12 protein-coding genes are annotated in these 13104 nt (G+C 61.1%); 7 read left to right on the top strand and 5 right to left on the bottom strand.

The genetic code is table 11. The annotated features are described in order from the left end of the window. The first annotated feature begins 199 nt into the window (after positions 1-199). Genes dapF through HGP12_RS10425 form a run of 5 tightly spaced genes read left to right on the top strand, consistent with a single transcriptional unit; the run spans position 200 to position 5233 of the window. Positions 200-1105, top strand: a complete 906-nt coding sequence (dapF, locus tag HGP12_RS10445) for a diaminopimelate epimerase (RefSeq protein WP_168839877.1) — start codon at positions 200-202, stop codon at positions 1103-1105. Then, positions 1102-2376 carry a tRNA (N(6)-L-threonylcarbamoyladenosine(37)-C(2))-methylthiotransferase MtaB gene (mtaB, locus tag HGP12_RS10440; protein ID WP_168839878.1) on the top strand — a complete coding sequence of 425 codons (1275 nt, stop codon included), beginning with the start codon at positions 1102-1104 and terminating at the stop codon, positions 2374-2376. Before dapF ends, mtaB begins: the two co-directional genes overlap by 4 nt. Positions 2377-2394: 18 nt before the next feature. Beyond that, positions 2395-3918: a signal recognition particle-docking protein FtsY gene (ftsY, locus tag HGP12_RS10435; RefSeq protein WP_168839879.1), complete on the top strand. Its 1524-nt coding sequence runs from the start codon at positions 2395-2397 to the stop codon at positions 3916-3918. Then, on the top strand, positions 3915-4646 hold the full coding sequence (locus HGP12_RS10430) for a septation protein A (protein ID WP_168839880.1): 732 nt from the start codon (positions 3915-3917) through the stop codon (positions 4644-4646). Before ftsY ends, HGP12_RS10430 begins: the two co-directional genes overlap by 4 nt. After that, the gene (locus tag HGP12_RS10425) at positions 4643-5233 is read left to right on the top strand and encodes a DUF2585 domain-containing protein (RefSeq protein WP_168839881.1); all 591 of its coding nucleotides are present in this window, start codon (positions 4643-4645) and stop codon (positions 5231-5233) included. Before HGP12_RS10430 ends, HGP12_RS10425 begins: the two co-directional genes overlap by 4 nt. Positions 5234-5500: 267 nt before the next feature. Here HGP12_RS10425 and HGP12_RS10420 read toward each other — a convergent pair whose 3' ends face one another. From HGP12_RS10420 to ccmA, 5 genes are all read right to left on the bottom strand, one after another. Continuing rightward, positions 5501-6112 (bottom strand): DsbE family thiol:disulfide interchange protein, encoded by a 612-nt coding sequence (locus tag HGP12_RS10420; RefSeq protein ID WP_168839882.1) that lies wholly within the window; start codon positions 6110-6112, stop codon positions 5501-5503. Next, a complete protein-coding gene (gene ccmD / locus HGP12_RS10415; protein WP_168839883.1) occupies positions 6109-6282 on the bottom strand; it encodes a heme exporter protein CcmD in 174 nt (57 codons plus the stop codon). The genes HGP12_RS10420 and ccmD overlap by 4 nt, the downstream gene beginning before the upstream one ends. A 1-nt stretch (position 6283) precedes the next feature. Beyond that, complete coding sequence (locus HGP12_RS10410; protein WP_168839884.1) at positions 6284-7045, bottom strand: heme ABC transporter permease; 762 nt, start codon at positions 7043-7045, stop codon at positions 6284-6286. Positions 7046-7236: 191 nt separating this feature from the next. Then, positions 7237-7896 carry a heme exporter protein CcmB gene (gene ccmB, locus HGP12_RS10405; protein WP_168839885.1) on the bottom strand — a complete coding sequence of 220 codons (660 nt, stop codon included), beginning with the start codon at positions 7894-7896 and terminating at the stop codon, positions 7237-7239. 346 nt (positions 7897-8242) lie between these two features. Then, entirely contained in the window at positions 8243-8890 is a 648-nt protein-coding gene (ccmA, locus tag HGP12_RS10400; RefSeq protein ID WP_168839886.1) for a heme ABC exporter ATP-binding protein CcmA, read from the bottom strand. Positions 8891-9153: 263 nt separating this feature from the next. Here ccmA and acnA point away from each other — a divergent pair, with 263 nt between their 5' ends. Then, entirely contained in the window at positions 9154-11844 is a 2691-nt protein-coding gene (gene acnA, locus HGP12_RS10395) for an aconitate hydratase AcnA (protein ID WP_168839887.1), read from the top strand. 279 nt (positions 11845-12123) lie between these two features. Continuing rightward, positions 12124-12867 carry a thioredoxin family protein gene (locus tag HGP12_RS10390; RefSeq protein ID WP_168878740.1) on the top strand — a complete coding sequence of 248 codons (744 nt, stop codon included), beginning with the start codon at positions 12124-12126 and terminating at the stop codon, positions 12865-12867. The last annotated feature ends 237 nt before the right edge of the window (positions 12868-13104 follow it).

Below are 13104 nucleotides of genomic sequence, written 5' to 3'. Positions count from 1 at the left end.
CTGTGGGTCTCCTCACCATGAAGGCTACCTCCCTCACCTGGCTCGCAACTCACTCCGTCCTTATCCTGAGCCTGTCGAAGGATTGCGGCGGCCCGGATGGCTCCGGCCAATCGTGAAAGGTGCCGTCCTTCACGTCCCACTGGTAATTCCCCCGCAATTCCGCCATATACAGCTCGAAAACACTGACGGACATAGCATCATGAGCAATACGGTCGAATTCGCGAGGATGAACGGGCTTGGAAACAAGATCCTGGTCGTCGACATGCGCGGCCGCAGGGACGTGGTGACGGCGGCGGCGGCGATTGCGCTCAATGCCGATCCAGCCACCCAATTCGACCAGATCATGGCAATCCACGATCCGAAGGTTGAGGGCACTGATGCCTGGATCGATATCCTGAACTGCGACGGCACGAAGGCGCAGGCCTGCGGCAACGGCACGCGCTGCGTCGTGCAGGCGCTGGCTGCCGAAACCGGCAAGAAGGCCTTCACCTTCCAGACCGTTGCCGGCATTCTGAATGCCAGGGAGCATGAGGACGGCACGATCTCAGTCGATATGGGTACACCCGTCTTTGCCTCGGACAAGATTCCGCTTGCCGAGGAATTTGCCGACACCAGCCGTATCGAGCTGCAGATCGGGCCGATCGACAATCCGGTCCTGCATTCGCCCTCTGTGATGTCGATGGGCAATCCGCATGCGATCTTCTGGGTCGACAAGGACCCGATGTCCTTCGATCTCGATCGGTTCGGTCCGCTGCTTGAAAACCATCCGATGTTTCCCGAACGCGCCAATATCACGTTGGCGCAGCTGCTTTCGCCGTCGTCGCTGCGTACCCGCACCTGGGAACGCGGTGCCGGCTTGACGCTTGCCTGCGGTTCGGCCGCCTGTGCCGCTGCCGTCAGCGCCGCGCGCACCGGCCGCACCGGCCGCAAGGTAACGATCGAGGTCGCCTCGGCGCCTGCTCCAGGCAAGCTCACCATCGAATGGCTTGAGAGCAACGACCATGTCGTCATGACCGGGCCCGCCGAATGGGAATGGTCCGGCACGGTCGATCCGGTCACGGGCAGCTTCTCGCGCGACCAGGAGCAGGGAGCTCAGGCGCGGTGAGCGGGGTCGAGGTCATTACCTTCGGCTGTCGTCTCAATACCTATGAATCCGAAGTGATGAGGGCCGAGGCAGAGAAAGCCGGACTCAACAACGCCATCCTGGTCAATACCTGCGCCGTGACGGGCGAGGCCGTGCGCCAGGCGCGGCAGGCGATCCGCCGCGCGCGCCGCGACAATCCGCATGCCCGCATCATCGTGACAGGCTGTGCCGCGCAGACGGAGAAGCAGACCTTTGCCGAAATGGCCGAAGTGGATGCCGTGCTCGGCAACGAGGAAAAGCTGAAAAGCGCCTCCTATCGCGCGCTGCCGGATTTTGGCGTTTCGGCGGAAGAGAAGCTGCGGGTCAACGACATCATGAGTGTGAGGGCGACCGCGCCGCAGATGATCCGCCATATCGATGGTCATGTTCGCGCTTTCATCCAGGTGCAGAACGGCTGTGACCATCGCTGCACCTTCTGTATCATTCCCTATGGCCGCGGCAATTCGCGCTCGGTGCCGATGGGTGCCGTCGTCGAACAGGCGCGCAATCTGGTCGAGAGCGGCTATTGCGAGATCGTGCTGACCGGCGTCGATGCCACGAGCTACGGCGCCGACCTGCCGGGAACGCCGACGCTCGGCCTGCTTGCCAAGACGCTGCTGAAGCAGATTCCGGAGATCCGCAGGCTGCGGCTTTCCTCGATCGATAGCATCGAGGCCGACCAGCATCTGATGGACCTGATCGCCGACGAGCCGCGTTTCATGCCGCATCTGCATCTCTCGCTGCAGCATGGCGACGACATGATCCTCAAGCGGATGAAGCGGCGGCACTCGCGCGCCGATGCCATCCGTTTCATCGAGGATGTGCGACGGCTGCGCCCCGAGACGAGCTTCGGCGCCGATATGATCGCCGGCTTTCCCACAGAGACAGAAGAAATGTTTGCAAATGCCGTTGGCCTGGCACAGGAAGCCGGCATCGCGCATCTGCACGTCTTCCCTTATAGCGCGCGCCCCGGCACGCCCGCTGCCCGCATGCCGCAGCTCGACCGCAGCCTAGTCAAGGAACGCGCCGCCGGCCTGCGCGAGGCCGGGCAAAGATTGCACCAGACCCATCTCAACGGCATGGTTGGAACACGGCAATGGCTGCTTGTGGAGAATAACGGGCTGGCGCATACCGAAAACTTCACTTTTGTCGCCGCCCCCGGCCTTCGCCCGCGCGACCTTGTGCAGGTCGCAATCACCGGCCACAATGGCAAGCACCTCGACATGCAACTTCTGGCCGCCGACGCGGCCTAATGCTTCAACGGATACTTCATGGCGCTCGGTTTCATCAAAAAAGTCTTCACCTTCGGCCGCGAAAAGCCGGCCGAGGAGCAGGCGCCTGTAGAGGATTTGGCTAGGGTTGAGGTGCCTGTTGTCGAGCAGGAGGCGTCGCTTACTGTAGATGTTTCGCCGGCTACTGAGCCTGCCGAGCCCGTGCCACCCCCCTCTGTCCCTCCAGCCGATCTCCCCCACGAGGGGGGAGATCGGCTGGAGGATGCGGCGCTGGCTGAGCAAGGGCAAATTGCTGAAGAGTCTGCAGAGGAAGCAGTTTCTCGAGAACCTGAGCCTGAGCCGCGAGAGCAGTCTGAGGAAGCTCAGGCAATCGAGGCGGAGCAATCGACTGATACTGAAGCCGATGTAGTGTCGGAGGAAACCTCGTCTGAATCGATCTCCCCCCGCGTGGGGGAGATGTCCGACAGGACAGAGGGAGGTGACGAAGCCTCGGCAAGCTCGGAACCTTCGTCGAAAGACTCCGAACCCTCCTCTGAAACCACCGATATCCAAGCTGCAGCCCCCAACCTCCCCAAGGGCTTCTCCACCGCCGTCTCTGCGCCGGCACTCGTCCCCGAAGCCCCGAAGCAGAAGCTTTCCTGGTTCCAGCGTCTGCGCGCCGGGCTCGCGCGCACTTCGTCGCAGCTGACCGGCCAGATCACGGCACTCTTCACCAAGCGCAAGCTCGACGATCAGACGCTGCAGGATCTGGAGGATCTGCTCATTCAGGCCGATCTCGGCGTCGAGACGGCGATGCGCGTCACCGATACGCTCGCCTCCGAACGCTACGGTAAGGATGTTACCGGCGAAGACGTCACGCGCATCATGGCGCAGGAGATCGCCAAGGTGTTGACGCCGGTCGCCAAGCCCCTGCAGCTCGATCTCAGCCACAAGCCGCACGTCATTCTCGTGGTCGGCGTCAACGGCACCGGCAAGACGACGACGATCGGCAAGCTTGCGGCGAAGCTGTCCGGCGCCGGGCTGAAGGTCATGGTTGCCGCCGGCGATACCTTCCGCGCCGCCGCCATCGAGCAGCTGAAGATTTGGGCCGATCGTACCAAGTCGGAATTCATAGGCACGAAACTCGGCGCCGATGCCGCCGGCCTCGCTTTCGATGCCTTCCAGCAGGCCAAGGCCAACAAGAGCGACGTCTTGATCATCGATACCGCCGGCCGCCTGCAGAACAAGGCGGAGCTTATGGCCGAGCTTGAGAAGATCGTGCGCGTGCTCGGCAAGCTCGACCCGGATGCACCGCATACCGTGCTGCAGACGCTTGACGCGACCACGGGCCAGAACGCGCTGAATCAGGTGGAAATCTTCCGCAATGTTGCCGGCGTCAACGGGCTGATCATGACCAAGCTCGACGGCACGGCGCGCGGCGGCATTCTCGTCGCCATCTCGGCCAAGCATAAGCTGCCGGTCTATTTCATTGGCGTCGGCGAGGGTGTAGATGATCTCGAGCCGTTCGAGGCCGAGGATTTTGCACATGCCATCGCCGGTACGGGGGCTGCAAACAGCCAATGAACGACAAGAACGAATTCGATGACAAGTTGGATGACAGGGAAAGTGCCGCAATGACGACCAGCGACAGCGATCTCACCCCGAGTGCCGCCGACAAGCATCATCCGATGCTGAAGCTGGTGCTGGAACTCGGACCCTTGCTGGTGTTCTTCTTCGGCAATCTGCGCGGCGACTGGCTGGCGCAGCATTTCCCGCAGCTGGCAGCTCTCGGCGGTCCTCTCTTCGTCGCCACCGGCCTGTTCATGGCGGCAACTGTGATCTCGCTCGTCGTCTCGAAGGTCATGCTCGGCCATCTGCCGCTGATGCCCTTCGTCTCCGGCATCGTGGTGCTGATCTTCGGTGCGCTCGGTATCTACCTTCAGAACGAAACCTTCATCAAGATGAAGCCGACCATCGTCAATGCGCTGTTCGGCGTCGCGCTGCTCGGCGGTCTTGCTTTCGGCAAGTCGCTGCTCGGCTACGTCTTCAATGCCGCCTTCCAGCTGGATGCCGAAGGCTGGCGCAAGCTGACGCTGCGCTGGGGCATCTTTTTCTTCGTTCTGGCCGTACTCAACGAAGTCGTCTGGCGCGGCTCGAACTGGCTTTATCTCCCCGACACCAAGGCCGCGGACAATCTCTGGGTCAACTTCAAGGTCTGGGGAACGATGCCGATCACCATCCTTTTTACCCTGTCGCAGATGCCGCTGATCATGAAACACACGGTCGAGCCGCCGGCGGAAGGCGGGAAATGAGCGAAGCCGTCGACGCCCAAAGCCGCTATCGGCAGCAAAGTTTCTGGTTCATCGCCTGTGCCGTCGTCCTACTCGTGCAGATCGTGGCGGAATATATGATGGGCCGCGTGCCGATCTGCACCTGCGGCTATGTGAAGCTTTTCGAGCCGGTCGTGAAATCCAGCGGCAACTCGCAGCATATCGCCGACTGGTATACGCCGTCGCATATCATCCACGGCTTCCTCTTTTTCGGGCTCACGCATCTGATCATGCGCGGCAAGCCACTGTCGATGCGGCTCTTCGTTGCCATGCTGATCGAATCCGGTTGGGAACTGCTGGAAAACTCGCCGATCATCATCAATCGCTACCGCGCTGCAACGATCTCGCTCGATTACGTCGGCGACAGCATCCTCAACTCGTCGATGGATGCGGTGTTCATGGTGGTCGGCTTCCTGTTTGCCTGGCGCGCGCCAGTGCTGTTAACGGTCGCCATCGCCATCTTCTTCGAGCTGCTCACCGGCTACCTGATCCGTGACAATCTTACGCTCAACGTGCTGATGCTGGTCTGGCCGGTCGAGGCGATCAAGACCTGGCAGGGTGGGATTTAAGAGAGCTTTGAAGCTGACCTTGTGGCCACCTCGTGGTTCGAGGCCGCATTGCCTACGCTGACGCTCGGCGATGCGGCACCTCACCATGAGGCGGAGTGGCTTTCGCGGGGATTGGTCGGCAGCTCAGCCGCCTTGATGAGCTGGGTGATCTTTAGGTAACGCAAGGGAGATCAGCCATCATGGTGAGGTGTGGAGGCCTGCAGGCTGGAGCCTCGAACCACGAGGGCGGGTGCCTACAGTCACCTTCTCCCCAAGGGGAGAAGGGATCTACGACGCCGGCTTGCTCAGCGCTTTCCCAATCGCCGGATAAAGCCCCTCTTTCAGGCTGGTGGGCGTGAAGGGGCCTACCTGCTTGTAGAGGATCGTGCCGTCGGGCGAGACGAGATAGGATTCCGGAATGCCGTAAACGCCCCAGTCGATGGCGGCCGAGCCGTTCGGGTCTATGCCGATCGCATTATAGGGATTGCCGAGTTCGCCGAGGAAGCGCAGGGCGTTCTCGCTCGTGTCCTTGTAGTTGATGGCCACGATGTTGAGCTGACCGCTCTTGGCAAGTTCCTTCAGCACCGGATGCTCGTCGCGGCAGGGGATGCACCATGAGGCGAAAACATTGACGAGCGTCAGCTTGCCCTTGATGGCGTCATCGGTCAGCGCCTGAAGGTTGGAACCTTCGAGCGGCGGCAGTGCGAGCTTCGGCGCCTTGGTGCCGATCAGGGCCGAGGGAATGGCTGAGATATCAGTGCCGTGCACTTCCTGGTCATACATGACCTTGCCGACGGCAAAGGCGATGCAGGCAAAGACGATGAGCGGGATGAGCGCCAGCAGATAGCGCGCGGTGCCGCTCGACTTCGCTCTATCCTTGTTGTCGGCATCGGCCGTCATTTCGCACCGCCTTCGGGCGGGCGCTGTGAGCGGCGGCGGATGCCGGAGGCTTCCAATGCTGCCAGTTCGCGACGGCGCAGGCGTCCGTCGATCCATGTCCAGGCAATGATGGCGAGGATCATGACGGCGGCAAAACCGTAAGAGCCGTAGACGTAGAAGGGATGCGTCATGCTATTCCTCCCGGCTTGCCATACGCGCGGCGATGCGGCGTTGCGCGGCGACGCGGCGGCGCCAGATCTCGTTACGGATTGCCATCAGGTGCAGCGTGAGGAACAGCAGCGTGAAGGCCAGCGCCATGATGAACAGCGGCCAGAGGAATTCCGCGTCGATGGCCGGGCCATCCATGCGCATGATGCTTTCCGACTGATGCAGCGTGTTCCACCAGTCGACCGAAAACTTAATGATCGGAATGTTGATGAAGCCGACCAGCGTCAGGATCGAGGCGACGCGGGCCGCCTTGGGCGGATCGTCCATCGCCCGGTTCAGCGCGATCAGGCCGAGATACATCAGGAACAGGATGAAGACGGAGGTCAGGCGCGCGTCCCAGACCCAATAGGTGCCCCACATCGGCTTGCCCCAGAGCGAGCCGGTGACGAGCGCGATCAGGGTGAAGGCGGCGCCGAGCGGAGCGGCCGTCTTGCCGGCGACATCGGCTAGCGGATGGCGCCAGACGAGCGTGCCGATCGCCGACACGCTCATGATCGTGTAGCACATCATCGAGAGCCAGGCGGCCGGAACGTGAATATACATGATGCGGACGGTATCGCCCTGCTGGTAATCGCCTTCGGTCGAGAAGGACAGATAGAGGCCGATCGCGAAAAGTGCGGCCGAAATCAGCGCCAGCCAGGGAATGAGGCGCGCCGAAAAGGCCAGAAACCGCGTGGGGTTGGCGAGGTCGGAAAATCGGCTGATCGCAGGGCTGATATCGCTCATGCGATTTGTTTAACCCGATATGGCTTTTCCGGCAATCGACCGCATCGTCTCAGATCGACGAAACAGTATCTCCCAGAGCGTGATGCCGAAAAGTGTCAGGGAATTTCGGACGACATCACGCTCTACTTCTTTGATTTTAGGGCGGATTCAGATTTTAGGTCGATTCGACCTAAATCATCCGGCTCCAGCGATCAATCAGTCGTGTTCCGCAAAGCAAGGGCGGCGGCGGCCGGACCGATGACGGCGAAGAACAAGGTGAGCGCGATCAGGATCAGGAAGGGCGGCAGGAAGGGTTGCGGTCCCTCGACTGCAGCATAGGTGGCGCTGACGCCGAAGATCAGCACGGGAATGGTGAGCGGCAGCACTAAGATCGATACCAGCAGCCCGCCGCGCGGCAGCGCCACGGCGACGGCGGCACCCACCGCGCCGATGAAGGTGATCGCCGGCGAGCCGACAAGCAGGGTCAGGGCCGTCGCGCCGATCGCCGTCTCGTTCATATTCATAAAGAGACCGAGCAGCGGCGAGGCGATAACGAGCGGCAGGCCAGTCGCCATCCAATGCGCCGTGCATTTGATGAAAACCGTCAGCACCAGCGGCGTTTCCTGCATGACGAGCAGATCGAGCGAACCGTCGTCACGCTCGGCCTGGAACAGGCGGTCGAGGCCGAGGAGGCTCGCGAGCAGGGCGCCGATCCAGACGATGGCCGGGCCGATGCGCGAGAGAAGCTTGAGGTCCGGACCGACGCCGAAGGGAATGACGGCGACGACGGTGAGGAAGAAGAGGATGCCGATCAACGCTCCGCCACCGGCGCGCACCGAAAGTCTGAGGTCGCGGAGAAAGAGGGCGGTCATGACGAGGCACCAATCTCCTTCTCCCCTTGGGGAGAAGGTGGCCCGAAGAGCCGGATGAAGGGGCGTTTACTCAAGAAAGAACCGATACTTCGCTTATGCTTCAGATGATTGTCGCTCCGCTCCTCACCCCCTTCTGTCCCTGTCGGGACATCTCCCCCACAAGGGGGGAGATTGGTAACTTGTGGCGCGCGCAAGCCCCGATCCAAGATCGAATCTGCGGAGACAGAGCTCATCGACTTTGTAAGCTGGTGCGGCAAACTCCAAACGATCTCCCCCCTTGTGGGGGAGATGTCCCAAAGGGACAGAGGGGGGTAGCGAAGGTTCGGCAAACTCAGCATCATCGAACTCATTCCCACACCCCCTCACTCACCCCGGCAAACCCCGTCATCCGCATCTCCCGCGCGTTCTCCAACCCTAGTGGCTGATGCGTAGCCGCAAGAACGATGCCGCCATTCTTCTGATGGGCGGTGATCAGCTCCGCAAACAGCTGATCGGCCGAGCTGTCGAGCGCTGCTGTCGGCTCGTCGAGGATCCAGATGGGGCGGTGGGCGACCAAAAGTTTTGCGAAGGCGATTCGGCGCTGCTGGCCGGCGGAGAGGTAGCCGAAGGGCAGATGGGGGATGCCGGCGAGCCCGACAGCATCGGTCGCTTCATCGACATTCAGGCCGAAGCCGCCCGCCATGTCGCCGAGGAAAGTTTTCCAGAAGATCAGGTTTTCGGCTACGGTCAGCTCGGATTTCATCGCGTTGCGGTGACCGAGATAGTGGCTGGCTTCGCCTGCTAGCCGGCCCGATTCGCCATCTTTTCCGGTGAATTTGACACTGCCCTTTTCCTGCCTGAGAAGGCCGGCCACGACACGCAAAAGCGTCGACTTTCCGGAGCCGTTACGCCCGGTCAGAATCAGAGCGTCGCCATCGGTCAAGTCAAAGGAAACATTCGAGAAAATCAGATCTTCGCCACGCCTTGCCGCCAGATTTTCAGCGCATAGATGCATTCGCTCAGGCTTTCCCCGTTATCGTTGCCGCAATGCGCAAAAAATTGTCCAAATTTGCGCTTTGCCACTCTGGCAAGTCTTTACGAAATTATCTATAAGACCTGCAACCACGCCAGCGGTCGGCGTGAATTTCATCCTTGCGCCGAACATAAGGTTTTCTGCCTTACGTGCGGACAGCGGAAATGGCCGCACCCGCATCCTGATGTGCATAAAGTGCATAGGCGTTCGCACGACTGTGTTGGCTATCAGAAACGGGGTATCTCGTGTCTAAATCTCTTGACAGTTTCAATTGTCGTTCCACGCTGACCGTGGGCGGGAAAGACTATGTCTATTTCAGCCTGCCCAAGGCTGAAGCCAATGGTCTGCCCGGTGTTTCCAAGCTGCCTTACTCGATGAAGGTGCTTCTGGAAAACCTGCTGCGTTTTGAAGACGGGCAGTCGGTCACCAAGGACCATATCCTTGCCGTCGCCGAATGGCTGACCAACAAGGGCACCGTCGAGAACGAAATCGCCTATCGCCCGGCGCGCGTGCTGATGCAGGACTTCACCGGCGTTCCGGCCGTTGTCGACCTTGCCGCCATGCGCGACGCGATGGTGTCGCTCGGCGGCGATCCGGAAAAGATCAATCCGCTCGTTCCCGTCGATCTCGTCATCGACCACTCCGTCATCGTCGACGAATTCGGCACGCCGCAGGCCTTTGCCCGCAACGTCGAGCTGGAATATGAGCGCAACGGCGAGCGCTACCGCTTCCTGAAGTGGGGCCAGCAGGCCTTCAAAAACTTCCGCGTTGTTCCCCCCGGCACCGGCATCTGTCATCAGGTCAACCTCGAATATCTCGGCCAGACCGTCTGGACGAAGGAAGAGGACGGCGAAACGATCGCTTATCCGGACACCTGCGTCGGCACCGATTCGCACACGACCATGATCAACGGCCTCGGCGTTCTCGGCTGGGGTGTCGGGGGTATCGAAGCCGAAGCCGCCATGCTCGGCCAGCCGGTCTCCATGCTGCTGCCTGAGGTCATCGGCTTCAAGCTCACCGGCAAGCTCAAGGAAGGCGTCACCGCGACCGACCTCGTGCTGACCGTCGTGCAGATGCTGCGCAAGAAGGGCGTCGTTTCCAAGTTCGTCGAATTCTTCGGCCCCGGCCTCGACAACATGCCGCTCGCCGACCGCGCCACCATCGGCAACATGGGTCCGGAATATGGTGCGACCTGCGGCTTCTTCCCGGTCGATAAGGAAACGCTGAACTACCTCAACATGTCCGGCCGCGCTAAGGACCGTATCGCTCTCGTCGAAGCCTACTCGAAGGCTCAAGGGATGTGGCGCGACAATGACGGTTCCGACCTCGTCTTCACCGACAGGCTGGAACTCGACCTCAATGACGTCGTGCCGTCGATGGCCGGCCCGAAGCGTCCGGAAGGCCGTATCGCGCTGGAAAACATCGCTTCCGGCTTCGCGACCTCGCTGGACACCGAATACAAGAAGCCCGGCCAGCTCTCCAACCGCTATGCGGTCGAAGGGACGGATTTCGATATCGGTCATGGTGACGTCGCGATCGCCGCCATCACCTCCTGCACCAATACCTCCAACCCGTCGGTGCTGATCGCAGCCGGCCTTCTCGCCCGCAACGCGGTTGCCAAGGGTCTGAAGACCAAGCCGTGGGTCAAGACCTCGCTCGCACCGGGATCTCAGGTCGTTGGCGAATATCTTGCCAAGTCCGGCCTCCAGGCCGATCTCGACAAGCTTGGCTTCAACCTGGTCGGCTTCGGCTGCACCACCTGCATCGGCAATTCCGGCCCGCTGCCGGCGCCGATCTCGAAGACGATCAACGACAAGGGCCTGATCGTATCGGGCGTTCTCTCCGGTAACCGTAACTTCGAAGGCCGCATTTCGCCTGACGTCCAGGCGAACTACCTGGCGTCACCGCCGCTCGTCGTCGCCTATGCGCTCGCCGGTTCGGTGCAGCTCGACTTGACGAAGGAGCCGATCGGCGAAGACCAGAACGGCAAGCCTGTCTACCTGAAGGACATCTGGCCGACCTCGCAGGAAGTCCAGGAATTCATCCTGAAATACGTCACCCGCGAGCTCTACGAGAGCAAATATGCGGACGTCTTCAAGGGCGATGCCAACTGGCAGGCCGTGCAGGTTCCTCCGGGCCAGACCTACGCCTGGGACGACAACTCGACGTACGTCCAGAACCCGCCTTACTTCGTCGGCATGGGCAAGACCGGCGCCGGCATCTCCGACATCAAGGGTGCCCGCGTTCTCGGCCTCTTCGGCGACAAGATCACCACCGACCACATTTCCCCGGCCGGTTCGATCAAGGCTGCCTCGCCGGCCGGCTCCTACCTCATCGGTCATGGCGTCGGTGTTGCCGACTTCAACCAGTACGGCACGCGCCGCGGCAACCATGAAGTCATGATGCGCGGCACCTTCGCCAACATCCGCATCCGCAACCACATGCTCGGCCCGAACGGCAAGGAAGGTGGCTACACCATCCACTATCCGTCCAAGGAAGAGACCTCGATCTACGATGCGGCCATGCAGTACAAGGCGGAGGGCGTTCCGCTCGTCATCTTCGCCGGCGTCGAATACGGCAACGGCTCGTCGCGCGACTGGGCTGCCAAGGGCACCAACCTGCTCGGTGTGCGCGCCGTGATCGCCCAGTCCTTCGAGCGTATCCATCGCTCGAACCTGGTTGGCATGGGCGTCATCCCTTTCGTCTTCGAGGACGGCACCACCTGGGCCAGCCTCGAGCTGAAGGGTGACGAACTCGTCACGATCGAGGGCCTGGAACACATCAAGCCGCGTGAGCGCAAGATCGCCAAGATCACCTATGGCGACGGCACGGTAAAGGACGTTCCGATCATCTGCCGTATCGATACGCTGGATGAGGTTGTCTACGTCAACAATGGCGGCATCCTGCAGACCGTTCTGCGCGATCTCGCCGCCTGATCGGCGTCTCCGCTCCATCTCGTAGTTTTCACGCAATTCCTGGACGCCGCCGGAAAACTCTTCCGGCGGCGTCTTGTTTTTCACGGTGATGTGTACGGCGAGCCTTTGCCGGGCGTCAGCCTCACCCCATCGTGACTTTGCGTCATCGCGCTAAACCATTATCTCTTGTTTCAGATTTTTCGAGCTTGATGTGGGCTGAGTGGTCCCGAGGAGCGTGAATGGTTTGGGCGTCCGCATTCGTGGGCGGCGCCGAAATTTTACGAAAGAGGTAAAAGGGAAATGCGCCTTCGATTTTCGGTTCCACTTCTGGCAGGCATCGCGCTGGCAAGTTCGCTGCATGCGCAGGAGGCGTCGAAGATCAAGGGCGTCGTCGAGCTCTTCACCTCGCAGGGCTGTGCCTCTTGTCCCCCCGCGGACGCGGCGTTCCGCAAGCTGATCCGCCAGGGTGATGTCGTCGCGCTCGCCTATCATGTCGACTATTGGAACTATCTCGGCTGGAACGACACCATGGCGTCCAAGGACAACACGGCGCGCCAATATGCTTATGCCCGCACGATGGGGCGCAGCGGGGTCTATACGCCGCAGGCGATCGTCAATGGCAGGGCCCATATGAACGGCGCCGATCTCGACGCCATCAATGTCAAGCTCAATGACTTCCAGAGCCACGGCGAGGGGCTGATAGTTCCGGTCAATGCCGTTACCAAGGGCGACGAGCTTGAGATCAAGATCGGCGCCGGCGAGGGCAGGGCCAATGTGGTCGTCGTCTATTTCGACAAGGAGCAGATGGTGGCGCCGAAAGGCGGTGAAAACACCGGCCAGCAGATCGCCTATATGCATGCGGTCTCGGATGTCGAGACCGTGGGCATGTGGGATGGCAAGGCCATGAGCCTGGCGCTGCCCTCCACCGTGCTCGACAAGGCCGGCCGCAGAGGTCTTGCTGTTCTTCTGCAATCGTCGACGCCTTCGGGCGATCCAGCTGCCATCATCGGAGCAACGGTCCTCACGATCGGCTCCGACGGCTGAGCGGCATTTCTGTATTTCGACTTGTGCGGAAAAGATACCCTATTTCGGCTGGCACCGAAAAGGCTCGCTATTTTGGCTGGCGCCAAAAAGGCGAGGTGCCCGGCGAGGACGCATTCGGGGCTGGGGTTTAATCGATGCGCCCCGGCCGGGCCGTTTGACGCGGCGGCGCCAAACGGCGTCTATACTTCCTGTAAATTGGGCGTCGTTTTGTCTGAAATGCGGCGCCGCCGAGATGCT

The organism is Rhizobium sp. P28RR-XV, from assembly GCF_012641385.1.
In the GTDB taxonomy this organism is placed as follows: domain Bacteria; phylum Pseudomonadota; class Alphaproteobacteria; order Rhizobiales; family Rhizobiaceae; genus Rhizobium.
Note: the sequence above shows the minus strand (reverse complement) of the source record. Positions and strands in the feature narration are given on the sequence as shown.